Raw genomic sequence first — 26,209 nt, 5'->3', positions numbered from 1 at the left:
CATGCCGAAGCATCAAGCGCATTCGGCCGCGCTCTGCTTCTTCGCAAGCAGCGCCTTGCCCGCGCGCGAGGCGTTGGCGCGGCCGATCGACTTCGAAATGAAGTCGCCGGCTTCCACGACCTGATCGAGATCGACGCCCGTGTGAATGCCGAGGCCGTTCATCAGGTACAGCACGTCTTCGGTCGCGACGTTGCCGGTTGCGCCCTTCGCGTACGGGCAGCCGCCGAGCCCCGCCACCGAGGCGTGAAAGATCGCGATGCCTTCCTCGAGCGCGGCGTAGATGTTGGCGAGCGCCTGGCCGTAGGTGTCGTGGAAGTGGCCCGAGAGGCGCTCGCGCGGGAACACCTTCGTGACCGCCTCGTACACTTCGTGCACGCGCTTCGCGGTGCCCACGCCGATCGTATCGGCGATATCGATCTCGTCGCAGCCGAGCGCCGCGAAGCGCTGCACCACGTCGACCACCGACGCCACCGGCACCTCGCCCTGGTACGGGCAGCCGAACGAGCACGAGACGCTGCCGCGAATGCGCACGCCGGCGGCCTTCGCCGCTTCGGCCACGGGGACGAAGCGCTCGATGCTTTCCGCAATCGAGCAGTTGATGTTCCGCTGCGAGAACGCCTCGCTCGCGGCGCCGAAGATCACGATTTCGTCCGCGTGCGCGGCGAGCGCGCCTTCGAGGCCGCGCAGGTTCGGCGTGAGCACCGAATAGAGCGCGCCTTCACGGCGCGCGATGCCGGCCATGACCTCGGCGCCGTCGGCCATCTGCGGGACCCATTTCGGCGAGACGAACGAGGCCGCTTCGACGTTGGGAAAGCCCGCCTTCGAGAGCCGGTCGATCAGCTCGATCTTCACGGCGGTGGGCACGAATTCCTTTTCGTTCTGCAGACCGTCGCGCGGTCCGACTTCAACGATTTTGACTGCGGTGGGCAATGCTGCCATGTCTGTCTCCTTGCTGGATTCCTGAATTTCCGATTGCCTGACTCGTGCCGATGCAACCCGCGCGCTTCAATAGCCGCGTGCCGTGTGCACGATGCCGCTGACCGTCTCGCCGCGCACGAGCGCCTCGATCTTGTCCGCGACCTGTGAGATGGCTTCATCGCGCAGCGTGAGCGCGGAGCTGTGCGGCGTGATCGTGATACGCGGCTCGCGCCAGAACGGGTGATCGGGTGCGAGCGGCTCGTGGCGGAACACGTCGAGCGTGGCGGCCGCGAGCGTGCCGTTCGCAAGCGCTTCGATAAGGTCCTCTTCCACCAGATGCGCGCCGCGCGCGACGTTCACGAGATACGCGCCGCGCTCGAGCTTGCCGAAGGTGCGCGCGTCGAGCACGTTCTCGGTGTCGGGCGTGGCGGGCAGCAGGTTCACGAGCACTTTCACGCCGTCGAGAAACGCGTCGAACTGCGGGCCGCGCAGCTCGCCCGAGAAGGTCTCGATGCCGTCGAGCGTCTTCGCGCTGCGCGAGAAGCCGCGCACCGGCACGCCGAGCGACGCCACCGCGCGCGCGACCTGCGCCCCCAGCACGCCGAGGCCGAGCACGCCCACCGTGAAGGTCTCGAGCGGATGCGGCGCGAGCACGTGCCATTCGCGGCGCGCCTGCTGCAGCGCGTATTCGTCGAAGCGGCGCAGATAGCGCAGCACCGCGTGCTGCACGTATTCGGCCATCTGCGGGGCCATGCCCGAATCTTCGAGGCGCACGAGCAGCGCGTCCTGGGGCAGCGTGCCCGGATGGTCGCGTTCGAGCGCGAGGATCGCATCGACGCCCGCGCCCAGATTGAAGACCGCGCGCAGGCCCTTGCGCGCGGCGAAGAGCTCGCGCGGCGGATGCCAGACCACGGCGTAATCGGCGGGGGCCGTATCGCCGGGCTGCCATTCGCGCAGCTCGGCGCCGGGCAAGGCGCGGGCGAGACCGTGGAGCCAGGCGGAGGCGTCGGCTTGCGGGAGCCAGAACAGAATTTTCATCGTGCGGCGTTTCCCTGCGGATTGAAAGCATGTTCGGCACATTCTACGTTTTCATGCCCGAGGCCGCCGGGCTTTCTCCGCGCGAGCCCGGCCATGATGGTGCAGCGCGGCAACCTGGACGGGCGCGAAAAAGCAAAGCAAAAAAAATTGGTTCGGCGCGCGCGGGCCGCGGATCACAATCCGTTCACGTCCCGTCGAAGCGAGGAAAAAATCATGCTTTCGTGCGCCTCTTCCCGCTGGCCGCCCAGACTCGTCACCGTGCCGGGCCTGCACGGCAGTGAAGGTGCGCATTGGCAGAGCTGGCTCGAGCGCCAGTTCGCGCGCTCGCTGCGCGTGGAGCAGGACGACTGGGACGCCCCCGATCTGGCGCTCTGGAGCCGTGCGCTCGGGCGGCTGCTCGCGCACGAGCGCGGGCCGTTCCTGCTCGCGGCGCACAGCTTCGGCTGCCTCGTGGCGGCGCATGCGCTCCAGCAGGGGCTCGTTGCCGCCGACGTGGCGGGCGTGCTGCTGGTCGCGCCCGCGAGCCCGGAAAAATTCCGCTTCGCCGGTGCTTTCGAGGCGCGGCGTCTTCCTGTGCCGTCGATCCTGGTCGGCAGCGAGACCGATCCGTGGATGCCGCTGGCGGGCGCGCAGCGCCTCGCGCAGCAATTGGGCAGCGCATTCGTGAATCTCGGCGACGCGGGGCACATCAACACGTCGGCCGGCTTCGGACCGTGGCCGCGTGCGAAGTATTTCATCGATACGCTCGTGCATTGCGAAGCGCCAAGGCGCTTGCGCGACGATACGCAGCAGGACGCGCACACGGCGAACGAAGCGGCGGAAGACGTGCCGTTCAGCGTGAACGATCGCCTGAAGTTCGCCTGAGGCTGAAGGCTGAAGGCTGAAGGCTCACTCGAGGCTAAAGCCTCACGCGCGTTTCACCGGACCTCGACTCGGGTTCGCTTCGCATTTGCCTGCTCTGGTCGCACGCAGGCAGCGCCGCAAGGTCGATGCGGCGCCGCAGCCATCTCAATGCCGCAACGCCTCGCGCAGCAGCCGCGCCGTATGCAGCGCGATCATCCCTTCTTCATCGGTGCGGATCGCGAAGACCGGCACGCGGCTCTCGCGCGAGCTCACGCGCTCCTTGCCGGCCTCGTTGGCCGCTGCATCGAGCGCGATGCCGAAAAGCGGCGCGAGCCGCTCGCACACCTGCGCGCGAACGGGCGCGGCGTGCTCGCCAATCCCGCCCGTCAACACCAGCGCATCGAGCCCGCCCAGCACCACGGCGAGCTTGCCCACTTCCTGCGCGATGCGGTACGTGTAGAAGTCGATGGCGAGCTTCGCGCGCGCGCTATCGCTCGCGAGCAGCTCGCGCATGTCGCTGCTCACGCCCGAGAGGCCCTTGAGCCCGGACTCGTGATAGAGCAGCTTCTCGATCTCGTCGTGGCCCATGTCGTGCGCCATCATCCACAGCACCGCGCCCGCGTCGAGCGCGCCGCAGCGTGTGCCCATGGGCAGGCCGTCGAGCGCGGTGAGGCCCATCGTCGTTTCCACGCTCTTGCCGTCTTTCATCGCGCACAGGCTCGCGCCGTTGCCCAGATGCGCGACAACCACGCGGCCGCGCGCAACGTCGGGCGCGGCCACGTGCAGGTGGCGCGCGATGTATTCATAGGAGAGGCCGTGAAAGCCGTAACGGCGGATGCCCTCTTCGTAGTAGCGGTACGGCAGCGCGAAGAGCTGCGCCATGATGTCGTTGCCCGCGTGAAAGGCCGTGTCGAAGCAGGCCACCTGCGGCAGCTCGGGCGCGGCCGTGCGCACCGCGCGGATCGCCGAGAGATTGTGCGGCTGGTGCAGCGGCGCGAGCGGCGTGAGCGCGTCGAGTGCTTCGATCACCTTGTCGTCGATGAGCACCGCGTCCTTGAATTGCGCGCCGCCATGCACCACGCGGTGGCCGATCGCGGCGGGCGGCGTGTCGCGCAGACCCACTGCGAGCACGAGGCGCAGGAGGCGGAACGCGGCGTCGTGGTCGGCGACCTGCGCGACCGGAAACTTCTCGTCGACGATCAAGCGGCCATCGGCCATGTGCGCCACCACGCGCGGCGCCACGCCGATGCCTTCGATCTGGCCGCCCGCGCCATGAATCGCGCGCGCGCCGCCTTCCACGTGAGGATCGTCGACCACGCGGTACACCGAGCACTTGATGCTCGACGAGCCTGCATTCACGACGAGCACGATATGGCCTTCGTCCTGGCCGTGAGCCGGAAAGGAGGGGACAGCCGGGGTTGCAGTCACAGGGCCTCCGCGATCTTGCGCGCACGCCGCGCGTGGGCGAGCAGCACGGCGATCGCGCAGCTGCCGATGCGTGCGCGCACCGTGTCGGCGCGGCTCGTCAGGATGATGGGCACGCGCGCGCCGAGCACGATGCCGGCCGCTTCCGCGCCGGCGAGAAAGGTCAGCTGCTTGGCGAGCATGTTGCCCGCTTCGAGGTCGGGCACCAGCAGGATGTCGGGGTCACCCGCGACCTGCGAGACGATGCCCTTGATGTGCGCGGCCTCGGTGCTGATCGCGTTGTCGAAGGCGAGCGGGCCGTCGAGCAGGCCGCCGGTGATCTGGCCGCGGTCGGCCATCTTGCACAGCGCGGCCGCATCGATGGTCGAGGGCATTTTATCGGAGACCGTCTCGACCGCCGCGAGGATCGCCACCTTCGGCGTGGCGATGCCGAGCGCCTGCACGAGATCGATGGCGTTGCGCACGATGTCGGCCTTGTCGGCGAGCTTCGGGAAGATGTTGACGGCGGCGTCGGTGATGAAGATCGGCTTGTGATACGTGGGCACGTCCATCGCGAACACGTGCGAGAGGCGGCGCTCCGTGCGCAGTCCGTTCGCGCCCAGGGCCACTTCGTGCAGCAGCTCGTCGGTGTGCAGGCTGCCTTTCATGAGCAGCTCGGCCTCGCCCTCGCGCACGGCCAGCACGGCGCGCTCGGCGGCGGCGTGGCTATGCGGCGCGTCCACGATCGTGACGTTTTCGAGCGAGAGCCTGGCTTCCTGCGCCACCGAGCGGATCTTCGCCTCGGGGCCGACCAGGATCGGCGTGATGAGGCCGAGGTTGGCGGCGTCGAGCGCGCCCGTCAGCGACGAGACATCGCACGGATGCGCGACGGCGGTGGGCACGGGCGCGAGACCCGCGCAGCGGGCCAGCAGGGCAGAGTATTTGTCGGGCGTTGCAGTCATGTCAGTCGTCCATTCCATGCAAGGCAAGCTGAACCGTGGGGCACTGCGGCGCGCCTCTGCGTCGTTATGTCGTCATCCCGTCATGCTGCGGCGCGCAAAGCGCTAACAGTGTAGTCCAGCGCGTTTGGCGCCGGCCGTAAAGTGCGCAGCCTCACTGGCTGCCTGTGCCGGCCGGCCAAAATCATTCGGGATGCATCGCTCACGCATCGGCCAGGGGCGGGGCGCAGGCGCCTTTTCTGTCACGCCGGCTTCACGCCGACGCGCGATCATGGCGCCATCACGCGTTAGCGCGATCCGGCCCGCCTTGACATTGCGTCCAGCCCTGCATAGATTGGAATACCGCAGTGCAGCATGCCTGCCGCGCGCGTTCGCTTGCCACCAGCGTGCTGCGCGCGTGCGGCGCCTTCATGCCGCGCTTTCGCCCATTATTTCTTGCTGCGGCCCACCGTTGTGCATGACGGCGGTTGCTGCAGCCGCGCGTCCCGCGTGCCGTTCCCGCGATGCGCGCCATGCATCGCGCGTACGCCATCCGCGCTGGCCGCGCGGTCGCGCTTCCCGCGTGGCCGCGCGCCCCGTTAAAGGAGATTCGTCTCGTGGCAGTATCCGCCTTCTCGCCTGCGCTCTCGTCCGATTCCACGCCGACTTCCGACCCTTCCCCGCTCTGGCCCCTCTGGCCGCTGCAGGCATTCCAGGGCTTTCAGTCTTTCCAGCCGTTCCAGCCCTTTCAGCCTCTGGCAGATGCATTCGCCGAATCCACCGGGGCCGCGCAATCGTCGCTCAGTTCGTCGTTTAGCTCGGCGCTTAATTCGGCCCTGAACAAGGCGTTCTCGTCGGCGGCCGCTCCGTTCGCCGCGTTCAACGTGACGCGCGAGCCCTCTGCGTTGGCCTCCATGCCCGCCGTCCCCGCGCTGCCTGCGTCGGCGCCCGCCGCGATCCAGCCGCTGTTCGACTACCTGTTCGACGCCTGGCAGCGCGGCGTCCTGTTCCTCGACGTGCTGCGCGAGCGCGGCAACCAGACCTACATGCACGAGAAGGCCGGCATGCCGCCGGTGCTCGCGTTCGACTACGAAGTGATCGTCGATGGCCGCGAGCTGAAGGATCCCTGCAACTACGCGCTCCTGCGCATCAAGCCCGAGGCGGGCGTGAGCACCGATGCGCGCATGCGCCCGTTCGTCGTGATCGATCCGCGCGCGGGCCATGGCCCCGGCATCGCGGGCTTCAAGATGGACAGCGAGGTGGGCATCGCGTTGCGCAAGGGCCATCCGTGCTACTTCGTGACCTTCTTCCCGCTGCCGACCGAAACGCAGACGATCCAGTCGGTCGGCGAGGCGGAAATCGTGTTCCTGCGCAAGGTTCGCGAGCTGCACCCCGACGCGGACGGGCTGCCCTTCGTGATCGGCAACTGCCAGGGCGGCTGGGCCGCGGCGCTCGTTGCGGCGTCCGCGCCCGCGCTGGTCGGCCCGCTCATGCTCGCGGGTTCGCCGCTCTCGTATTGGGCCGGCGTGCTCGGCAAGAACCCCATGCGCTATTCGGGCGGCATGCTGGGCGGCTCGTGGATGTCGTCGCTCGCCGCCGATCTCGGCGATGGCCACTTCGACGGCGCGCATCTCGTCACGAACTTCGAGAACCTCAATCCCGCGAACACGTTTTGGGGCAAGCTCTACAACCTCTACGCGAAGGTCGATACGGAGCGCGGGCGCTTTCTCGAATTCGAGCGCTGGTGGGGCGGCCACTACCAGCTGAACCGCGCCGAGATCGACTGGATCGTGCAGAACCTGTTCGTCGGCAATCACCTCACGCGCAACGAGGTCTACGCGAAGCATGCGCGCGCGCCCGTGGACCTGCGCAACATCCGCACGCCGATCGTCGTGCTGGCCTCGTGGGGCGACAACATCACGCCGCCGCAGCAGGCGCTGAACTGGATCCCCGATCTCTACGCGAGCGTGGACGAGATCGTCGCCAACGAGCAGGTGATCGTCTACTGCCTGCACGACAAGGTGGGGCACCTGGGCATCTTCGTTTCGGCGAGCGTGGCGAATAAGGAGCACACCGAACTATTTTCGGCGCTCGATCTGATCGACGTGCTGCCGCCGGGCCTCTACGAAGCGAAGATCACCGATTCGACGCCGGAAGCCGGGCGGCTCGAGGCGCTCGAAGGACGCTACCAGATCCACTTCGAGCGCCGCACCATCGACGATATTCTCGCGCTCGACGACGGCCGCGACGACGAGCAGCCGTTCGAAGTCGTGCGCCGCTTCGCGGAGAACAATCAGCGGCTCTACGACCTGTATGTCTCGCCGTTCGTGCGCGCGTCGAGCAATGCGCTTTCGGCGCATTTGCTGCGCGAGACGCATCCGTCACGCGTGGAGCGCAGCGTATTCAGCGACGCCAATCCGGCGCTCGGCGTGCTACCCGCCTTGGCTGAGGCGGTGCGCGCGCACCGCTTGCCCGCCGCGCCCGACAATCCGTTCACGCTGATCGAGAAGCAGGTCTCGGCAAGCATCGAAGGTGCATGGGATGCCTGGCGCGACGCGCGCGATGCCTGGGTCGAACGCACGTTCTACGGCGTCTACACGGCGCCCTGGGTGCAGGCGTGGGTGGGCGTCACGCCCAATACACCGCTGGAACCGGTCGCGCCGCCGCTCACGGCGTTGCGCAAGGAGCTGGCGCAGCAGCGCCTGCGCGCCGCGCGCGAGCACGTGCACAAGGGCACGCTCGTTGACGCGTTCATGCGCATCATGGCCTACCTCGCCGACGAGATGCACGTGGTGCAGTATCGCCCGTTCCAGCGCATGCGCGAGCTTGCGCGCGAATACATGGGCGATCGCCAGCCGAGCATCGCCGAGCTCAAGGAGTCGGCGCGCCGCCAGGGCGCGATCGTGCAGCTCGACGCCAATGCCGCTATCGAAGCGCTGCCCAAACTGGTGCCGGACACACGCACGCGCCGCCTGCTGCTTTCGGTGGTGTATCAGGTCGCGACGGCCTATGCGCCGCTAGAGGGTGGGCGCGCCGAACGTTTCGCCGAGGTCCAGCGCGTGCTGGGCGTCGAGCCGGGCAGTGAGAAGGAACCGTTGCCGCCGCCGGGCAGCGGCAACGCGGGCGGTGCAGGCGGTTCGGGCAGTGCTGGCAATGCCTCGGGCAGCGCTGGCAATGCGGGTGGGACGCCGGAAACGGGCGTGGCAGCGAGCGCTGCCGCTGGGCCTGGCGAGGCGGCGGATGGCGAGCAGGGGGCGGCAGCGGCGAGCGCAGCGCAGCCTGTTGAGGCCCCGGTTTCGGCATCACCCGCCCAACCTGCCGCAGAGCCTGCGACGGTGCGCAGCCGCACGAAGGCGCCCAAGGTCGCGACGCCGACGAAGACAACCACGGTGAAAAAGACATCGGCAAAGACGAAAGCCGCAAAGCCCGCCGTAGCAGAGCCGCCTTCGCCCGCGCCGGTTGCGAAGCCCAGGCGCGCGGCTCGTCCGCCCGCGAAGGTGAGCGCGGCAGCGGCGGCGCATGGCGCAGAGGCGCCGGAAGCGAAAGCCGCAGCGAAGGCGTCGCCCGCACGGCGCGCCCGCACCGCAGCGAGCGCACCTTCTTCGACGCGCGCTGCGCGTCCGGCGGCGGCTCGGCGCCGCGCGTCGCCCGCGACGGGCAAGTGAGGCAGACAGGCCGCGGCTTGCGCGCTTGCATTGTGCGCAGGCCGCAGCATTGCAGATGAACAAAAGAACCTGAGAGAGCGTGCCGCGCGCGTCGTCGTTGTCTATAAAGCGCGTGTGCGCGCATCGAAGCGCGAATCGGGAGGGCATCGAACCCGGACCGATTCGCGCCACATCGTCGAGGCAAACCATGCAGACTCTTCCGGACCGGCCGCTCGCCGGAATGCGCGCCCTCGTGACGGGCGTGGCCAACGCCGAATCGATTGCCTATGGTTGCGCGCGCGCCTTCTCCGAGCTGGGCGCCGAACTCGCGCTCACCTACCTCAACGACAAGGCCAAGCCCCATGTCGAGCCGCTCGCGAACGAGCTCGGTGCGGCGCTGCTGCTGCCGCTCAATGTCGAGGACGACGCGCAGCTCGACGCCGTCTTCGACACCGTGCGCGAGCGCTGGGGCTCGCTCGATATCGTGCTGCATTCCATCGCCTACGCACCGAAGGCCGATCTGCAGGGCGGCCTGCTCGAATCGTCGGCGCAGGGCTTCGCCTATGCAATGGATGTTTCGTGCCACTCGTTCATCCGCATGGCGAAGCGCGCCGCGCCGCTCATGCCGCGCGGCGGCACGCTCTTCGCGATGAGCTACGACGGCGCGAATCGCGTGGTGCCGAACTACAACCTGATGGGACCGGTGAAGGCGGCACTCGAAGCATCGTGCCGCTATCTCGCTTATGAGCTCGGGCCGCTCGGCATCCGCGTGCATGCGATCTCGCCGGGGCCGCTCAAGACGCGGGCCGCTTCGGGACTGCCCGACTTCGACCGCATGCTCGCGGACGCGGTCGAGCGCGCGCCGTTAGGTGAGCTGGTCGACATCATGGACGTCGGCTATGCAACGGCGTATCTCGCGACGCGCTACGCGCGGCGCCTGACCGGCAACACGGTCTATATCGACGGCGGCGCGCACATCATGGCTTGAGCGCGCACTCGTGCGCAAAGCCGCACGCGCCTCGTCACCTGGTGACGGGGCGCGCTGGCCATTCGCGCATGTTCGCGCATCTTTCGGGCTGTTTCGCGCGTTCAACACGCTCGATGCACCCGCTTACCAGCGGCGATAGCCGTAGTCGCGATCACGGTCGTCCCAGCGGCGGTCGTGGCCCCAACGATGCTCGTCCCAGCGGTGTTCTTCCCAGCGGTGGTACGCCCAGCGGCGGTCGTCGTCGCGCCAGCCGACATAGGCCGGCGCAGCATAGACCGGAGCGGGTGCCGCGTAGACCGGCACCGGCGCGCCAACCGCGAGTCCCACGGAGACACCGGCCGTGGCGGTTTGCGAGACGGCGAGAATCGTTGCGCCCGCACCCAGTGCGGCAATGAGTTTCGCGTTCATTCGAGTCTCCTTTGGCTCGTTGAATGGACGCCTCCAATCTAATTCGAGCCGTGGCGCGATGAATTACGAAACTGCAACAATCGTCTCGGTCTCACGAGGCGGTGCGTGCATGTCGCGCTGTCGCGTGCCATTGCGAAAAAGCGAAAAAGCCCTGAAAACAGGGCAGAAAACAAATTAAAAACGCTTCATGAAAAAAACATGTGTGTCCTCACCGGACGCAAGATGTTGCGCATTTCCGGCACGCGTAACGTGTGCTGCACGAGCGTGCCGAAAGACAGCCTGTAAGTATCGGTAATATTGTTTTGCAGAGTATGTAACCTGTGTAACGAGTTAAAAACATAGACTCGCGCTTTACCGTAACGCGAAGCTTCGGCTTCGCTTCGTTGCAAGGTTCAGCGATGGTTTCCGAAGGCAACGCCATCCACTCGTCGTGTGCTGTCGTCGAGGCGGAGCAAGGTGCGCGTGCATCGACATCGCCGGTCAGGCGTGCCGGCAACACCTTTTTCAAGCTGCTCTACCGCTACACGCATACGCGCGCGTGGCGACACAACGAGCGCTTCGCGCATGGGGTGGCGCTCGAACGCGACGCAGCGGGGCGGCTCACCGGCATGTGCATACGCGGGCACCGTCTCGCGTGCGTCAACGCCCAGATGGCGCTGGCGCCCGACCTGCACGATGCGGGGCAGGAATGCCACCTCATCGCCACCGGGCCTTCGGTGAACCTCATCGATTACCGCGCGCTGCACATGCCGCGCGTGCTCGGCGTGAACGGCGCCATTGCGCTCACCGAGCGGCAAGGCGTGCGCTTCGACTACTACTGCATCGTCGACACGGGGTTCGTGCGCAGCCGGCCCGATCTCGTCGAGCGCGTCGTGCGCGAGCCGCTCACGCTGTTCGCCACGCCGCTCGTGCTCTGGCACATCGCCGAGCGCATCGGCCTCGAACGCGTCCGCTGCCGCGTGTTTCTCGTCGACGACATGCTGTTTCCCGCCGGCCACCGCGCGCCGCGCATGGGCGAGCTGCGCGCGGCGTACGACGCACGCGCGCTAGCGCTCTTCGATGCGCCGCGGCCGCTCGGCTTCAGCCTCGACCTCCGGCACGGCGTCTTCGACGGCCGCACGGTCGCCTATACGGGCTTGCAGGTGCTCGCTTCGCTCGGCTTCAGGCGTCTGTATCTGCATGGCGTCGACCTGGCCGACGCAAAGCGCACGCCGCGCTTTTACGAGGAGGCGTCAAACATGCAGCCGAGCTATCTCGACGAAAACTTCCGCGACTTCATCGAGCCGTCGTTTCGGCACGCATCCGCGCTGCTGGGCCGCCGCGGCGTGGACGTGCGCAACCTCTCGATGGAAAGCGCGCTTGGCGAAGACATCTTTCGCAAGCTGCGCTGGCAGACGCTCGTGCGAGACGCCGCGTGCGCGGGCGAGCCCGCGCGAGCTTGCGCGCCCGAATCTTCGTGCGCAGCCATGCCGGGCTTCGCGGCCGCCGCAACACTGGCCCCAACGCCGGCTCGCGCGTCCGCGCTCGCCTGAGCGCCACGCAACCGTTCCCGTACCCTCATGCGCGTCGTCCACATTTCGAACACACCCGTGGCGGGCAGCCCCGGCAACATCGTCGCGGCGCTGAACCGGCACACCGACATCGAGGCGCGCCACGTGGTGTTCGACGCGTCGGCCTACGGCGCGCGCACGTTCGCGGTCGATATCGACTGGCGCACGCAGCGCGACGAGGCGCTAGCCGCCATCGACGCCGCCGATGTCATCCACCTGCACCAGTACTTCTCGTTCGACGCGACCTTCGGCGCCGATCTGCCGCGCCGCTTCGGCACGCGCAAGCTCATCCGGCAATATCACTCCGCGCCCTCGCTGTGGGCGCGGCACGATCCCGATCTGCTCACGCGCATCATCACCGACCCGGTGCCGCAGCTCGTGATCGCGCAGGGGCCGGAGCGCTACTATCCGCTCGCGCGCGTGGTGCCGAACCTCGTGCCGATCCACGACGCGCGCTACCTGCCCGCGCCCGAAGCCGACGACGGCCCGCCCATCGTCGTCTACGCGCCGAGCGGCGGCCGGAGCGCCTGGAAGACGCGCTGGGAGACCAAGGGCGCGCCGCAGACGCTGGCGCTGCTGCGCCGTCTCGAACGCCGTGGCTTGTGCCGCGTGCAGACGATCATGAACACGCCGCACGACGCGTGCTTGCGTCTGAAGCAGCGCGCGGCGCTGGCCGTCGACGAATGCGTGACCGGCAACTACCACCTGAGCGGGCTCGAATCGCTCTCGCAGGGCAAGCCGACCATCGGGCATCTCGATGCGCGCGTAGAGGCGCAACTGCGCGCGATGACGGGCGCGGTGGAGCTGCCCTGGGTGGACGTGCGGCTCGAGGAAGCGGAGCCCGTGCTGCGCGGGCTGCTCGCGGACAAGCGTCTGCGCGACGAGATCGGGCTGGCTTCGCGCCGCTGGATGGAGACGCACTACGACGAACGCACGCTCGTCGCACATTACCGGCGCGCGTATCTCGATCTGTACGAGGCGCCGGAGACCTTCGGCGTGCCGCGCTTTCGCACGCATGCGGAGCAATGGCGGGCCGTGGCGCTGCACGATCACGCCTGGCGCGAGCGCCGGCGCATGGGCATGCTGTGGTGGCAGCACGCCGCGGATGCGCTCAAGCGGTTTGTGAAGGGGACGTCGGTCTTGCCTTGAGACGAAAAAAAGCCGGGGACATGCCCCGGCATTTTTTCGCGTGCAGCGCGAAGTGTGCAGTTTGCCCGTACTACTGCACCGCAACGCTCCCAAAGTTCTGCCGCCCGAACGGGCTCACCTGATAGCCGCTCACGTTCGTACGCGTGATGGCCGCGGCCGTGGGATAGCCGAGCGGAATCCACAGCGCCTGATCGTGGATGATCTTCTGCGCGGCCTCATAGTCCTTCGCGCGTTGCGCCTGGTCGGCGGTCGCTTTGCCGTCGGCGATCAGCTTGTCGAGCTGCGGGTCGCAAAAGCGCGCGAAGTTGATGCCCGACTTCACCGCGTTGCAGCTAAAGAGCGGCGAGAGGTAATTGTCGGGGTCGCCATTGTCGCCGGCCCAGCCCATGAACAGCGTGTCGTGCTGGCCCTGCTTCGCTTCCTTGATGAGCTCGCCCCACTCGATCACCTTGATGTCCGCCTTCACGCCGATCTTCGCGAAATCGGCCTGCAGCAGCTCCGCGCCCGCGCGCGGATTCGGGTTCAGGACGCTGCCGTTCGGGCGCACCCAGATCGTCGTGGCGAAGCCGTTGGGCACGCCCGCCTCGGCGAGCAGTTGCTTCGCTTTCGCGATGTCGTACGGATACGCCTGGATCGACTTGTCGTAGCCCCAGGTGATGGGCGGCCACGGGTTGGTCGCCGGCGTGGCCGTGTTGTCGAACACCGTCTTCAGATAGGTCGTGCGGTCGAACGCCATGTTCAACGCCAGGCGCACCTTCGGGTTATCCAGCGGCTTCTTCTGCGTGTTGAGCGCGACGAAGGCGGTCATGAACGCGGGCGTCTGAACGACCTTGAGCGCCTTGTCGGTCTTCGCATCGGCCACGTCCTGGGGCTTGGGCGAGAGCGCGATCTGGCATTCGCCGGCCTTCACCTTTTGCGCGCGCACCGTGGCGTCGGGCGTGATCGCGTAGATGAGGCGGTCCACCTTGGGCTTGGGGCCCCAGTACGTGGGGTTGACGTCGTAGCGGATCACGGCGTCTTTCGTGTAGCTCTTGAGCACGAACGGGCCGGTGCCCACGGGCTTCGCGTTCAGGTCGACCTGCTTGCCGGCCTTGAGCAACTGGTCGGCGTACTCGGACGAGTAGATCGACGCAAAGCCCATCGTGAGGATCGGCAGGAAGGTGGCGTTCGGCTCGTTGAGCTCGATCTTCACGGTGTTCGCGTCGACCTTCTCGACCGACTTGATGAGCTTCGCGAGCCCCATCGACTGCGCGTGCGGGAAGCCGCTCGCGCCCGCCACCTTGTGCCACGGGTTGTCGGGGTCGAGCATGCGGCCGAAGGTGAAGACCACGTCGTCGGCGGTGAGCGGCCGCGTGGGCTTGAACCATTCGGTGGTCTGGAACTGCACGTTCGGACGCAGATGGAACGTGTAGGTCAGGCCGTCGGCGCTCACGTCCCACGACTGCGCGAGTGCGGGCACGACCTTTTTCTGCGCTTCGTCGTAGGTGACGAGCGAGTTGAAGATCACGTCGGCGGACGCGTTGGTGGTCACGAGCGAGTTGAACTGCACGACGTCGAAGCCGTCCGGGCTCGATTCCGTGCACACCGTGAGCGGTTTCGCGAGCACGGGCAGGGCCGCGCAGGCGAGCGCGGCGGCGAGCACGGGAGCGGGCGAGAAGAAGCGCATGGGGTCTCCGATTGGCCTTATAGCCGGCCAAGCTTATCGAAGGGACATTGCGCAGACAACAACATAATCGGCATACCCATATGAGGGCGCGATCGGGCGAGCCGCCGCGGCGGCTCTGGGCAAAGGCGTGCGAGGGGGGCGGCAGGTGGGGGCGGCGCCCGAGTGGGGCGCCGGGGTGGATCAGTGGAGGTGGCTCAACTACGGTGGATCAGCCGGCGGCGGCTCAACGTCCGCGGATCAATGCTGGGCGGCGCGCGGCTTGCGCGGGGCGCGCTCGAACGCGCGGTCGTAGAGCCAGCGCGGCAGGGCGCCGAGCAGCGCCGCGACCACGCGCATCGGCCACGGGAACACCGCGAAGGCCGTGCCGCGCGCGATGGCGTCGGCGGTCTTGGCCGCGAAGCGGTCGGCGTCCATGAGGAACGGCATGCGGTACGGGTTCTTCGCGGTCATGGGCGTACGGATGTAGCCGGGCGCGATCGTCACGACGCTCACCTTGAATGGCCGCATCTCCACGCGCAGCGACTCCAGATACGCGAACGCCGCCGCCTTCGAGGCGCTGTAGGCGCCCGAGCCCGGCAGCCCGCGCACGCCGGCCACGCTCGCGATGCCCACCAGCGTGCCGCGCCGCGCTTGCGCCATCGCTTCGGCGAACGGCTCGAAGGTGGCGACCATGCCGAAGTAGTTGGTGTCCATCACGTCGCGGAACGTCGCGAGGTCGCCATGGCCGGTCACCGCACCGCGGCTCACGCCGGCGTTGGCGATCACCACGTCGGGCAGGCCGTGCTCGGCGATGAAGGCGCGCGCGGCGGCCGCGAGTGCATCGGCGTCGCGCACGTCGGCGCAATAGAGGGAAACGGGGGGCTGCGGGTGGGACTGGCTGAGGGTCTCGACAAGGGCCTCGAGCGCGTCGGCGCGGCGCGCGACGAGCCCGAGGATGGCGCCGCGCCGCGCGTACTCGGCGGCGAGTGCGGCGCCGATGCCGCTCGACGCGCCGGTGATGAAGACCTTCAGGGGCTGTGTCATTCCGGCGCGCGGGCTCACATCTTTTTGGCGCGGATCTGCGAAATGATGAAATCCATCACCTGGAGCGTGCCCGGCAGGCTGTTGGTCGCGGCCGGGCCCGTCTCGTACTTGCCCTGGATGGCGATGGTCGGCACGCCTTCGATCTTGTATGCGTCCATCATGGCCTTGCCGCGCTGGAGTGAGCTCTGCGTCGAGAACGAGTTGTACGCATCCATGTACTTCTTCGGATCGACGCCTTGCGTCGCGAGGAACTTCGCCTGGTCTTCCGGCGTGAGCAGGTAGTCCTTGTTCACGTGAATCTCATGGAAGACGGCCGGCGTGAGCTTCTGCGTCAGGCCGAGCGCGTCGAGCGCGTAGAGCATCTTCGAATGCGGGATGAAGTCGTCGCGGAACGCCACGGGCACGCGCTTGAACACGACGTCCGGACCCTGCTTCTTGAGCCAGTCTTCGAGGTACGGGTCGAACTCGTTGCAGTGCGGGCAGCCGTACCACATGAACTCGATGACTTCGATCTTGCCCGCGGGCACGTCGAGCGGCTGTGCGGCCTGGAGGACCGTGTAGTCCTTGCCGGCGACGGGTGCGGCGGGCGAGGCGTGGGCCGCGCCGGCCAGCATCGAGAGCGAGACCAAAAGCGTTCCGAGAAGTCGTTTCATAGCGTGTTATTCCAATGTACGGGGCCGGCGGCGTCCGGCCTGGCAATGCGCGAGTACGTCGTGTGCGCGCTCGCGCGGAGGTTGCGTCCTGGGGATGCGTCTTCGTGTTGCGTTGTGTGCGGACTCGCGCCGCGGGCCAGGCCTGTGCCCGCGGGCCGCCGCTCGAGGCGGGCAGCACGCGCAGCGCAGGCGAGGCGAACGACGGTTACTGCTTCGTGAAACGGATGACAGCGGTGTCGATACCGGCGTCAGACAGACGCTGGCGGGTCGAGTTCATGTCGTCGAATTTCGAAAACGGCCCGATGCGCACGCGGTAATACGTGATGCCGCCTGCGTCGCGCTGCGTCACCTTCGACTCGAAGCCTTGGAACGCGAGACGCGCGCGTTGCTGCTCGGCGTCCGCCGAGGTCTTGTACGCGCCCACTTGCAGGAAGTAGCCGGTGTTGGCGTCGGTGGCCGTGGGTGCGCCGGGCTGCGCGGGCTTCATGTTGCTCGCGCTGGGCGCCGGGATGGCGTTGGGGGCCTTCTGCGGCTGATTGTTGGCGAGCTGCTGCGCGGGGGCCTGCGGCTTCGGCGCGGCGGGCGTTGCGTTGCTGTTGGTCGAGGGCCGCGGCGCGACAGCGACGCCGTTGTTGGCGCCGGCGTTGTTGTTCGCGCTGTTGGCACCGCTGTTGGCCCCAGTGTTGGCCTCATTGCCCGCACCGTTGTCGGTGGAGCCCGACGGCGGCACTTCGACGATCTGCGGCTCTTCGAGCATGCCCGAGGACTGCGACTGGTTCGTGGTCTGGCCCGGCGCCGTATTCGGCGGCGTGCTTTGCGCGGCCTGCGGCGTCACGGGCTGGCCCGGCGTCTTGCCTTGCAGGACACGGTTCGGATCGTACTGCTCGCTCTGGCTGGCGTCGGTGGGCGGCGCGACCTTCGAGACGAACGGCGTGGGCGAGCGCGTGATGTAGAGCGCCACGACCACCGCGATCGCGAGGCCGACAATCAGGCCCAGCACGACACCGAGAAAGGTACCCCCGGACTGTTTCGACTGCTGCTTTGTAGTGCGGCGCGGTTTTGCCATCGTCTGAATCACCTGCAAACAAGAGAATTCTGGAACGGCGCGTGTCCGCGTGCGGACGCGCCCCAAACATGTCGCTTCGCGCGCTGCTTCGTGCGCGGTTTTGTGCTCAGTTGCGTAAGTCGCTGCGTGCGCTGACTCGTGCTGCCGCACACGGCGCACCGGAGCGCTTGCGCGCCCGGCGCACCGTGCGGCACGCGAGTCGTGTTACATGCGCTCGGGCGCCGAAACGCCGATCACGGCGAGGCCGTTCGCGAGCACCTGGCGCGTGGCCGCGAGCAGCGCGACGCGTGCGTCGCGCACGGCGGCATCGTCGACGAGAACGCGTTCGGCATTGTAGAACGAGTGAAACTCAGCCGCGAGTTCGCGCAGATAGAACGCCACGGCGTGCGGCGCGAGCTCCGTGGCGGCATGCGTGAGCATGTCGGGGAATTCGGCGAGTTTCGCGATGAGCGCGAGCGCGCGCTCGCTATCGAGCGGCGCGAGGTCGACCTTGGGCAGCGCGGCCAGCTTGCCGCCGTGCTTGCCTTGCCAGTCGCCGAGAATCGACGAAATGCGCGCATGTGCGTACTGCACGTAATAGACCGGGTTTTCGTCGTTTTCCTTCAGCGCGAGGTCGATGTCGAACACGAATTCGGTGTCGGCCTTGCGCGAGATGAGGAAAAACCGCACGGCGTCGCGGCCGCGGCGGATGGTCGCCTCGTCGAGCAGGTCGGGCGCGACTTCGCTGCCCGGGTTCGCGCCGCCCGACCATTCGATCAGGTCGCGCACCGTCACGTAGCTGCCCGCGCGCTTGGAGATCTTCACTTCCTGGCCATCGCGCATCACGGTGACCATCTTGTGCAGCACGTAGTCGGGGTAGCCCTTCGGAATGCCCACGCCGAGCGCCTGCAGGCCCGCGCGCACGCGCGCGATGGTGCCGTGGTGGTCCGAGCCCTGGATGTTGATGACCTTGGTGAAGCCGCGCTCCCACTTGGTCACGTGATAGGCGACATCGGGCAGGAAGTACGTGTAGGTGCCGTCGGACTTGCGCATCACGCGGTCCTTGTCGTCGCCGTAGTCGGTGGTCTTGAGCCACAGCGCGCCGTCCTGCTCGTAGGTCTGGCCCGAGGCGATGAGCGCCTCGACGGTCTTCTCGACGCGGCCTTCCGTGTATAGCGACGATTCGAGGTAGTAGCGGTCGAACTTCACGCCGAACGCCTGCAGGTCGAGATCCTGCTCGTGGCGCAGATACGCCACGGCGAAGCGGCGGATCGCTTCGAGGTCCTCGGGATCCTGCGCGCCCTTCACGGGCTCGCCGTCCTTCGCCGCGACGGTCTCGCCCGCGAGGTAGTCGCGCGCGATGTCGGCGATGTATTCGCCGTTATAGGCCGCTTCGGGCCAGCCCGCGTCGCCGGGCTTCAGGCCCCGCACGCGCGCCTGCGTGGAGATCGCGAGATTGCCGATCTGCACGCCCGCGTCGTTGTAGTAGAACTCGCGGTGCACGTCGTAGCCCTGCGAGGCGAGCACGTTCGAGATGGCGTCGCCGAGCGCGGCTTGGCGACCGTGGCCGACGTGCAGCGGGCCGGTGGGGTTGGCCGAGACGAACTCGACCAGCACGTGCCTGCCGGCTTCGCGCTGCGATTGGCCGAACGCGGCGCCTTCGGCAAACACGGCGCCGAGCACGGCGCGCTTGGCGTCGGCGGTGAGGCGCAGATTGATGAAGCCGGGGCCGGCCACTTCGGCGTCGGCGATCAGGCCGGCGGCGGCGGGCAGCGCCTTGAGCGCATCGACGATTTGCGTCGCGAGCGCGCGCGGGTTGGCGCGCAGCGGCTTGGCGAGCTGCATCGCCACGTTGCAGGCGACGTCACCGTGCGCGGCGACCTTCGGGCGCTCGAGCGCGATGGCGGGCACGACGAATGCGGCTTCGGCGGCGCCTTCGGTGGCGTTGGCGACCTGGGCGACGGCGTCGGCGAGCAGGGTCTCCAGGGTGAGTTTCTGTGCGGGCAGCATGCTTGTTGCAGGTCCTGTGCGGGTAATGGGGGGCGGGCTGGCAGCCGTGGCGGCGTGGCCGGCGTGCGCGCCGTCGTGCGCGTTGTCGTGCGGTTAGCCGTTTCATGGGCGGGGCCACGCGCGGGCGTTGCCGGGCGCCTCGGCGCGCAAGGCGGGCAAAGGCCGGCGGCGACGTTTCGGCATCGCGCCTGGCACCGTTTTTTGCACACCCGGCGCGCCGCCGCGCCCTGCGGGTAATTCCGTCCAGACGGATTTTAGCAGGTGCTAATATGTGCAATGAGAAGCCCGCCTGGGCCGCACGCCACGGTGTGCCGCCGATGCCACTGGCGCCCGTCATGGTTGCGGCACGGTCCGCAACGGCGCGTGGTGGGCTCGAGAGTGAAAGCGGACCTCAAAAAACAGAAAGGGAAACAGACATGCTGGTTACATTCAAATGTCATGCGTCGCCAGACGTGACGATGCTGGAAAACCTCGCTCAGTACCTCCTCGGCATCATCGGCAAGCGGCTCGGTCCGCGCGGCGTCATCACGCACGAAGAGCTCGACACGGCCATCAGCAAGCTCGAAGCCGCCATCGCCACCGACAAGAAGGAACGCGCCGAGCACGAGGGTCATTTCCACGAAGGCGAGGAAGGCCACGACCATCACGAATTGCCCCCGGGCCTCGCGCAACGCGCGTTTCCGTTCCTCGATATGCTGCGCCTCGCGAAGCAGGAAGATAACGACGTCCTCTGGGGCGTTTGAGTCGTAGCGGAGCAGGTAGCGCGCGTTGTCGCGCGCTGGCTCTGCGTGGCGGCAGCGCGCCCCCAGGCCGGCATGCCGAAAAACAAAGAGCCCGCACGGTTAGCTGTGCGGGCTCTTTGCTTTGATGCTCACGATCCACGCGCCCTGCGGCGCGCGCCGTCGCGCAGCTTACTGGCTGGCGGCAGCCGGCTCGGCCATGGACGCAGCCGAGGCGGCGCCCTTCTTGACCTTTTGTTTCTTCGGCTTCTTCACGTGCTTCTGGGTGGGCGCCGAATACGACGACACGGCGCTTGCTTCCTGATGGACGACGGCGGGCTGGGATGCCGGCTGGGCGAACGACGTCTGGGCGAGCGCCGCGACGCCGAATGCGGTCAACATCAACATCAGCTTCTTCATACGATTTTCTCCGGAGGACGGCAATTTATTAAGGACTTGCTGATGAAGCCGGCGCGGCGCCGGACGATGCGTGCCGCGTTGGGCCTTGGGTGCTGCGCGGCCATCTTACAAAGCCGAAAAAACGCCGAGAATTCGCGTGCGCCAAATATTCAGGCTATCGATTTCCGTATGTCAGGCCGTGCCGGCGATGCTTGCGATGGGCCGGCGCGGCGCGAGCAGGGGCCGGGCGGGCGCTCCGGCGCGCCCGGCCTGTGCCTGCCGGTGCCTTAGAGCAGCGGCGCGAGCGCGCGCCGCGCATCCTGGTCGGAGAGCGACATGCGGCGCGCAAAGTCGGCGAGCTGGTCCTGGCCGATCTTGCCCAGCGTGAAGTACGTGCTGTCCGGGTGCGCGAGATAGAAGCCCGAGACGCTCGCCGCCGGTAGCATCGCGAGCGATTCGGTCACGCTCATGCCGATCTCGCCGGCCTGCAGGACCTCGAACATATCGCGCTTCACGAGGTGGTCCGGGCAGGCCGGATAGCCCGGCGCCGGGCGGATGCCCGAATACTTCTCGGCGATCAGCGCGTCGTTGTCGAGCGTTTCGCTGGCCGCGTAGCCCCACAGGTCGCGGCGCACGCGCGCGTGCATTGCCTCGGCGAACGCTTCAGCGAAGCGGTCGGCCAGCGCCTTGAGCATGATCGCGCTGTAGTCGTCGAGATCCTTCTGGAACTGCGCTTCTTTCACGTCGACGCCAATGCCGGCCGTGACCGCGAACATGCCGATGTAGTCGGCCACGCCCGACTCCTTCGGCGCGATGAAATCGGCGAGCGAGCGGTTCGGGCGCATCACGCCATCGACCACCGGACGCACCGACTGCTGGCGCAGATTGCGCCACGTGAGCGCGACTTCGGTGCGCGACTCGTCGGTGTAGATCTCGATGTCGTCGTCGTTGACGGTGTTCGCCGGCAAGAGCGCGATCACGCCGTTGGCCTGGAGCCAGCGGCCCTGGATCAGGCGCGCGAGCATCGACTTGGCGTCGGAGAACACCTTGCGCGCCGACTCGCCGACGATCTCGTCGTTGAGGATCTGCGGGTACGGACCGGCCAGGTCCCAGGTCTGGAAGAACGGGCCCCAGTCGATGTACTGCGCGAGGTCGTTCAGGTCGTAGTTCTTGAACACGCGGCGGCCGATGAACTTCGGCTTCACGGGCTGGAAGTTCGCCCAGTCGATCTTCGTCTTGTTCGCGCGCGCTTCTTCGAGCGTCACCATCGGCTGCGCCTTCTTGTTGGCGTGCTGCTCGCGAACGCGGTCGTAATCGGTCTTGAGTTCTTCGATGTACTTCGTCGCGCCTTCGTCGGAGAGCAGGCTCGAGGCCACCGACACCGAGCGCGAAGCATCCGGCACGTACACCACCGGGCCCTCGTAGTTCGGCGCGATCTTCACGGCCGTGTGCACGCGCGAGGTGGTCGCGCCGCCGATCAGGAGCGGAATCTTCTTCACGCGGAAGTAGTCGTCGCGCTGCATTTCGGAGGCCACGTAGGCCATCTCTTCGAGCGACGGCGTGATGAGGCCTGAGAGGCCGATGATGTCCGCGCCTTCGACCTTCGCCTTCGCGAGGATCTCGTTGCACGGGACCATCACGCCCATGTTGACCACTTCGAAGTTGTTGCACTGGAGCACGACAGAAACGATGTTCTTGCCGATGTCGTGCACGTCGCCCTTCACCGTGGCGATGACGATCTTGCCCTTCGCGCGCACGTCGGCGCCCGATTCGGCCATCAGACGCTTTTCTTCCTCGATGAACGGAATCAGGTGCGCGACGGCCTGCTTCATCACGCGCGCCGACTTCACGACCTGCGGCAGGAACATCTTGCCCTGGCCGAACAGGTCGCCGACGATGTTCATGCCGTCCATGAGCGGGCCTTCGATCACGTTGATCGGGCGGCCGCCGCCACCCATGATCTTCTGGCGCGCTTCTTCGGTGTCCTCGACAATGAAGTTCGTGATGCCAAGCACGAGTGCGTGCGCGAGTCGCTTCTCGACCTCCTGGTTGCGCCACTCGAGGTTCTCTTCCTTCTTCGCGGCACCGGTCTTGAACTTGTCGGCAATCTCGAGCAGACGGTCGGTGGAGTCAGGGCGGCGGTTGAGCACCACGTCTTCCACGCGCTCGCGCAGCTCGGGGTCGAGATCGGCGTAGACGCCGAGCTGCCCCGCGTTCACGATGCCCATGTCCATGCCCGCCTGAATGGCGTAGTAGAGGAACACGGTGTGGATGGCTTCGCGCACCGGGTCGTTGCCGCGGAACGAGAACGAGACGTTCGAGACGCCGCCGCTCACCTTCGCGTGCGGGAGGTTCTGCTTGATCCAGCGCGTGGCTTCGATGAAGTCGACCGCGTAGTTGTTGTGCTCCTCGATGCCCGTGGCCACCGCGAAGATGTTCGGGTCGAAGATGATGTCTTCGGGCAGGAAGCCCACCTCGTTCACGAGCACGTCGTACGAGCGCTTGCAGATCTCGGTCTTGCGCTGGAAGGTGTCGGCCTGACCCTGCTCGTCGAAGGCCATCACGACGGCCGCCGCGCCGTAGCGGCGGATCAGCTTCGCGTGATGGATGAACGGCTCCTTGCCTTCCTTGAGCGAGATCGAGTTGACGATCGCCTTGCCCTGCACACACTGCAGGCCCGCCTCGATCACGTCCCACTTCGACGAGTCGATCATGATCGGCACGCGCGCGATATCGGGCTCGGAGGCGATCAGGTTCATGAAGCGCACCATCGCCGCTTTCGAGTCGAGCATCGCCTCGTCCATGTTGACGTCGATGATCTGCGCGCCGTTCTCGACCTGCTGGCGCGCGACGGCGAGCGCCTCGTCGAACTGGCCGTTGAGGATCATGCGCGCGAAGGCCTTCGAGCCGGTCACGTTGGTGCGCTCGCCCACGTTGATGAAGAGCGACCCTTCGTTCACGTTGAAGGGTTCGAGGCCGGAGAGTCGCAGGGTATGGTCAGTCATGGCGTGGGACCGGATCGTCTGAGTGTCGGGGTGAGTCGGCGTGTGGGCGTTTCGTTATGGCGATATGGCGTTACGCCGCGTCGCGATACTGCCCCGGCCAGCGGCGCGGCTTGATCTCGGCGAGCGCTTTCGCGATCGCGGCAATGTGCTCGGGCGTGGTGCCGCAGCAGCCGCCCGCCACGTTCACGAGGCCGGCGGTCGCGAATTCCTTCAGGAGACCGGACGTATCCGCGGGCGTCTCGTCAAAGCCCGTGTCGCTCATCGGATTGGGCAGGCCCGCGTTCGGATAGCACGACACGTAGGTATCGCACAGCTTCGCGAGCTCGGCGATATACGGGCGCATGAGCGCCGCACCGAGCGCGCAGTTCAGGCCGAACGTGAGCGGCTTCGCATGGCGCAGCGAATTCCAGAACGCCTCGACGGTCTGCCCCGAGAGAATGCGGCCCGAGGCGTCGGTGACGGTGCCCGAGATCATGATGGGCAGATTCTCGCCCGTATCTTCGAACAACTGATCGAGCGCGAAGAGCGCGGCCTTGGCGTTGAGCGTGTCGAAGATCGTCTCGACGAGGAACAAATCGCAGCCGCCGTCCATCAGCGCCTTGGCCTGCTCGTAATACGCGCGGCGCAACTCTTCGAACGTAACGTTGCGCGCGCCCGGATCGTTCACGTCGGGCGAGATGCTCGCGGTCTTCGGTGTCGGTCCGATGGCGCCCGCGACGAAGCGAGGCTTATCCGGCGTCGAGTACTTGTCGCACGCGGCGCGTGCGAGCCTGGCCGATTCGAGGTTCATCTCGATGGCGAGCTCGCCCATGCCGTAGTCGTCCTGGGCGACGGTGGTCGCGCCGAACGTGTTGGTCTCGATGATGTCCGCGCCCGCGGCGAGATACTGCTCGTGAATCTCGCTGATGATCTGCGGCTGCGTGATCGAGAGCAGCTCGTTGTTGCCCTTGATGTCGCGCCCATAGTCCTTGAAGCGCTCGCCCCGGTAGGCGGCTTCGTCGAGCTTGTAGCGCTGGATCATCGTGCCCATCGCGCCGTCGAGGATCAGGATGCGCGAAGCGAGCAGCGCGGGGAGCGCGGCGCCGCGCGTGTACGGGGTGGCGCCCGGGACGGCCCCGGCGGGGCGCGAAGCGTGTTCGGCAGGCTGGTTCATGGATGGCGGGCGGGCAAAAGCGCCGATTGGACTGGGAAACCCGTTATTGTAGCGGCAGCCGGGGCGCAGCGCTGGCGTGCAGCTTGACGTGGCGGCGCGGGTGCATGGCGTGCGATCGCCGCGCTCGCCGATCTGGCCGGACCCGCAAAATGAAAACCCCGCGCGGCTTGTGGCCGGACGGGGTTCCCTGAGTGGGGTGTTGCCTGTTTGACGGTGAGGTGCTGCTTGCGTGGCTCCTTGCGCTGCAACGTGAGCCGGGCAGCGTCAGTGGAGCACTACGGGTTGCTGCATGAGGCTGTCGAACTGTCCGAGGAATTCATCCACCTCGTCCAGCGACTGTTCTTCATCCATCAACTTCTGCACGTCTTCGCGAAAACGTGCCGCCATCGCGCCGTCGATGAAAATTTCACGCCGCGCATTTTTATCGACGATCTCGTAGCCTCCCGAGCGCATGGCGACGTGGCCATCCTGCGGGGGAAACTCGACGACGCAATAGTTGGGACTGTTGTAGATCATTTGCATGGCGACACTCCTTTTTCCTGTGCTCCCTCACTGCTTGTATCGATACATGGAGCGTTCGTTCGGGAATTCAAGGGGTGGGTCCCACATCACCTCTTTTTCCGACTGCCTTCCCTATTTCCGTTTTTCTCCTTTTTTCAGGGTGCAACAAACCGGGTGCAACATTTAGACATGCTGCCCAAGAAACGTTTCAAGCAGGGCCGCGAAACTGTGAGATTCCTCTACCGGGGCCAGATGTGCGGCATCGAGTAATTCAAAGCGTGCGCCGGGGATCGCTTGCGCCAGCGCCTCGGTCAGCGCGGGCGGCGTGCCGCTGTCGTGGCGTCCAGCCACGGCGAGCGTCGGCACGCGCAACTGCGCGAGTTGTTCGTGAACGTCGAAATCGCGCAGCGCTTCGCATGCGCGTGCGTAACCTTCCGCAGGCGTCCGTAATAAAACGTCACATATTTGTGCGGCGGTATCGCGATGCGTAAGACGGAAGCCAGCGGTCAACCAGCGCGCCAGTGTCGTATCGGCGAGTGCCGCGAGACCTTCGCGGCGTACCAGTTCGGCGCGTTCGTTCCAGGTCGCGCGAGCGTCGGGCGCCGTGCGGCTCGCGGTATCGCACAGCGTGAGCGAGCGCGCGCGCGAGTGCGTGCCTGCTGCAGTACCGGATGTCGTGTCGGGCGTTGCATGGTCGAGTGCGAACTGTTGCGCGATCATGCCGCCCATCGACATGCCGACGAGATGCGTCTGGTCGATGCCTTGCGCGTCGAGTAGCGCGGCGAGATCGGCGGCGAGATCGCGAAGGCCGAACGCGACGCGCGAGACGGCGCTCGCGCCATGACCGCGCACGTCGTAGCGCAGCACGCTATAGCGATGCCGGAAATGTCCCGCGAGGGTGTCCCATACGGTGAGGTCGCCGCCGAGTTGATGGATGAACGTCAACACGGGGCCGCCGCTGCGGTCTTCGAAGACGTAGCGCGTATCGATGCCGTTGACAGTCGCTTGCATGCGTTCCTCCTTGACCTTGGGGTCGGGAGTCCAGGCGATTGCGAGTTCCTGCGTGAACGTCGTTCCTGCATCGCAAACGGCACGCCCGAAGGGGCCGTGAGTGCCGGCGCGCGACGTTCGTGGCGCTATCCGTGTTGCATCGTC

22 protein-coding genes are annotated in these 26,209 nt (G+C 66.9%); 7 read left to right on the top strand and 15 right to left on the bottom strand.

Features of this window, described 5'->3' with window-relative positions; all coding sequences use genetic code 11:
- Positions 1-12: 12 nt before the first annotated feature.
- The gene (locus tag E1956_RS01915) at positions 13-939 is read right to left on the bottom strand and encodes a hydroxymethylglutaryl-CoA lyase (RefSeq protein WP_134746933.1); all 927 of its coding nucleotides are present in this window, start codon (positions 937-939) and stop codon (positions 13-15) included.
- Positions 940-1,005: 66 nt separating this feature from the next.
- On the bottom strand, positions 1,006-1,956 hold the full coding sequence (locus E1956_RS01910) for a 2-hydroxyacid dehydrogenase (RefSeq protein WP_134746931.1): 951 nt from the start codon (positions 1,954-1,956) through the stop codon (positions 1,006-1,008).
- A gap of 213 nt (positions 1,957-2,169) precedes the next feature.
- Here E1956_RS01910 and E1956_RS01905 point away from each other — a divergent pair, with 213 nt between their 5' ends.
- A complete protein-coding gene (locus E1956_RS01905) occupies positions 2,170-2,820 on the top strand; it encodes an RBBP9/YdeN family alpha/beta hydrolase (protein ID WP_134746929.1) in 651 nt (216 codons plus the stop codon).
- A 144-nt stretch (positions 2,821-2,964) separates the two neighbouring features.
- Here E1956_RS01905 and E1956_RS01900 read toward each other — a convergent pair whose 3' ends face one another.
- Complete coding sequence (locus tag E1956_RS01900; protein ID WP_134746927.1) at positions 2,965-4,227, bottom strand: acetate/propionate family kinase; 1,263 nt, start codon at positions 4,225-4,227, stop codon at positions 2,965-2,967.
- A complete protein-coding gene (locus E1956_RS01895; protein ID WP_134746925.1) occupies positions 4,224-5,165 on the bottom strand; it encodes a bifunctional enoyl-CoA hydratase/phosphate acetyltransferase in 942 nt (313 codons plus the stop codon). The genes E1956_RS01900 and E1956_RS01895 overlap by 4 nt, the downstream gene beginning before the upstream one ends.
- A 593-nt stretch (positions 5,166-5,758) precedes the next feature.
- Here E1956_RS01895 and E1956_RS01890 point away from each other — a divergent pair.
- Together E1956_RS01890 and fabI are read left to right on the top strand one after the other, a co-directional pair.
- Entirely contained in the window at positions 5,759-8,806 is a 3,048-nt protein-coding gene (locus E1956_RS01890; protein WP_232071212.1) for a DUF3141 domain-containing protein, read from the top strand.
- Positions 8,807-8,993: 187 nt separating this feature from the next.
- Positions 8,994-9,773, top strand: coding sequence for an enoyl-ACP reductase FabI (fabI, locus tag E1956_RS01885; RefSeq protein ID WP_134746923.1), 780 nt, complete (start codon positions 8,994-8,996; stop codon positions 9,771-9,773).
- A gap of 123 nt (positions 9,774-9,896) precedes the next feature.
- On the opposite strand, the gene E1956_RS01880 is transcribed toward fabI, so the two are convergent.
- Complete coding sequence (locus tag E1956_RS01880) at positions 9,897-10,181, bottom strand: hypothetical protein (RefSeq protein WP_134746921.1); 285 nt, start codon at positions 10,179-10,181, stop codon at positions 9,897-9,899.
- Positions 10,182-10,286: 105 nt separating this feature from the next.
- Between E1956_RS01880 and E1956_RS01875 the strand changes: the two genes are divergently transcribed.
- The 3 genes from E1956_RS01875 to E1956_RS01865 all read left to right on the top strand — a co-directional run bounded on the left by E1956_RS01875 (position 10,287) and on the right by E1956_RS01865 (position 12,880).
- Positions 10,287-10,466 (top strand): hypothetical protein, encoded by a 180-nt coding sequence (locus tag E1956_RS01875; protein WP_134746919.1) that lies wholly within the window; start codon positions 10,287-10,289, stop codon positions 10,464-10,466.
- 113 nt (positions 10,467-10,579) lie between these two features.
- On the top strand, positions 10,580-11,713 hold the full coding sequence (locus E1956_RS01870) for a hypothetical protein (RefSeq protein ID WP_134746917.1): 1,134 nt from the start codon (positions 10,580-10,582) through the stop codon (positions 11,711-11,713).
- Between the two features lie 27 nt (positions 11,714-11,740).
- Positions 11,741-12,880: a glycosyltransferase family protein gene (locus tag E1956_RS01865; protein WP_134746916.1), complete on the top strand. Its 1,140-nt coding sequence runs from the start codon at positions 11,741-11,743 to the stop codon at positions 12,878-12,880.
- Between the two features lie 70 nt (positions 12,881-12,950).
- Here E1956_RS01865 and E1956_RS01860 read toward each other — a convergent pair whose 3' ends face one another.
- The 5 genes from E1956_RS01860 to argS all read right to left on the bottom strand — a co-directional run bounded on the left by E1956_RS01860 (position 12,951) and on the right by argS (position 19,277).
- A complete protein-coding gene (locus tag E1956_RS01860; RefSeq protein WP_134746914.1) occupies positions 12,951-14,546 on the bottom strand; it encodes an ABC transporter substrate-binding protein in 1,596 nt (531 codons plus the stop codon).
- Between the two features lie 237 nt (positions 14,547-14,783).
- Positions 14,784-15,569 (bottom strand): SDR family oxidoreductase, encoded by a 786-nt coding sequence (locus E1956_RS01855; protein WP_134746912.1) that lies wholly within the window; start codon positions 15,567-15,569, stop codon positions 14,784-14,786.
- Positions 15,570-15,583: 14 nt separating this feature from the next.
- Positions 15,584-16,222 carry a thiol:disulfide interchange protein DsbA/DsbL gene (locus E1956_RS01850; RefSeq protein WP_134746910.1) on the bottom strand — a complete coding sequence of 213 codons (639 nt, stop codon included), beginning with the start codon at positions 16,220-16,222 and terminating at the stop codon, positions 15,584-15,586.
- A 205-nt stretch (positions 16,223-16,427) separates the two neighbouring features.
- Positions 16,428-17,306 (bottom strand): SPOR domain-containing protein, encoded by an 879-nt coding sequence (locus E1956_RS01845; protein WP_134746909.1) that lies wholly within the window; start codon positions 17,304-17,306, stop codon positions 16,428-16,430.
- 186 nt (positions 17,307-17,492) lie between these two features.
- A complete protein-coding gene (gene argS, locus E1956_RS01840; RefSeq protein ID WP_134746907.1) occupies positions 17,493-19,277 on the bottom strand; it encodes an arginine--tRNA ligase in 1,785 nt (594 codons plus the stop codon).
- Between the two features lie 416 nt (positions 19,278-19,693).
- On the opposite strand from argS, the gene E1956_RS01835 reads away from it, so the two are divergent.
- Positions 19,694-20,020, top strand: coding sequence for a DUF1840 domain-containing protein (locus E1956_RS01835; protein WP_043284148.1), 327 nt, complete (start codon positions 19,694-19,696; stop codon positions 20,018-20,020).
- A gap of 168 nt (positions 20,021-20,188) precedes the next feature.
- On the opposite strand, the gene E1956_RS01830 is transcribed toward E1956_RS01835, so the two are convergent.
- From E1956_RS01830 to E1956_RS01810, 5 genes are all read right to left on the bottom strand, one after another.
- Entirely contained in the window at positions 20,189-20,416 is a 228-nt protein-coding gene (locus tag E1956_RS01830) for an acid-shock protein (protein ID WP_134746905.1), read from the bottom strand.
- Positions 20,417-20,682: 266 nt separating this feature from the next.
- On the bottom strand, positions 20,683-23,415 hold the full coding sequence (gene metH / locus E1956_RS01825) for a methionine synthase (RefSeq protein ID WP_256377768.1): 2,733 nt from the start codon (positions 23,413-23,415) through the stop codon (positions 20,683-20,685).
- Between the two features lie 55 nt (positions 23,416-23,470).
- On the bottom strand, positions 23,471-24,553 hold the full coding sequence (locus E1956_RS01820; protein WP_134746901.1) for a homocysteine S-methyltransferase family protein: 1,083 nt from the start codon (positions 24,551-24,553) through the stop codon (positions 23,471-23,473).
- Between the two features lie 264 nt (positions 24,554-24,817).
- Positions 24,818-25,075 carry a BTH_I0359 family protein gene (locus E1956_RS01815; protein WP_134746899.1) on the bottom strand — a complete coding sequence of 86 codons (258 nt, stop codon included), beginning with the start codon at positions 25,073-25,075 and terminating at the stop codon, positions 24,818-24,820.
- 162 nt (positions 25,076-25,237) lie between these two features.
- Positions 25,238-26,065 carry an alpha/beta fold hydrolase gene (locus tag E1956_RS01810; protein WP_134746897.1) on the bottom strand — a complete coding sequence of 276 codons (828 nt, stop codon included), beginning with the start codon at positions 26,063-26,065 and terminating at the stop codon, positions 25,238-25,240.
- Positions 26,066-26,209: the final 144 nt, after the last annotated feature.

It is taken from the genome of Paraburkholderia pallida (genome assembly GCF_004524855.1).
In the GTDB taxonomy this organism is placed as follows: Bacteria; Pseudomonadota; Gammaproteobacteria; order Burkholderiales; family Burkholderiaceae; genus Paraburkholderia; species Paraburkholderia oxyphila.
Note: the sequence above shows the minus strand (reverse complement) of the source record. Positions and strands in the feature narration are given on the sequence as shown.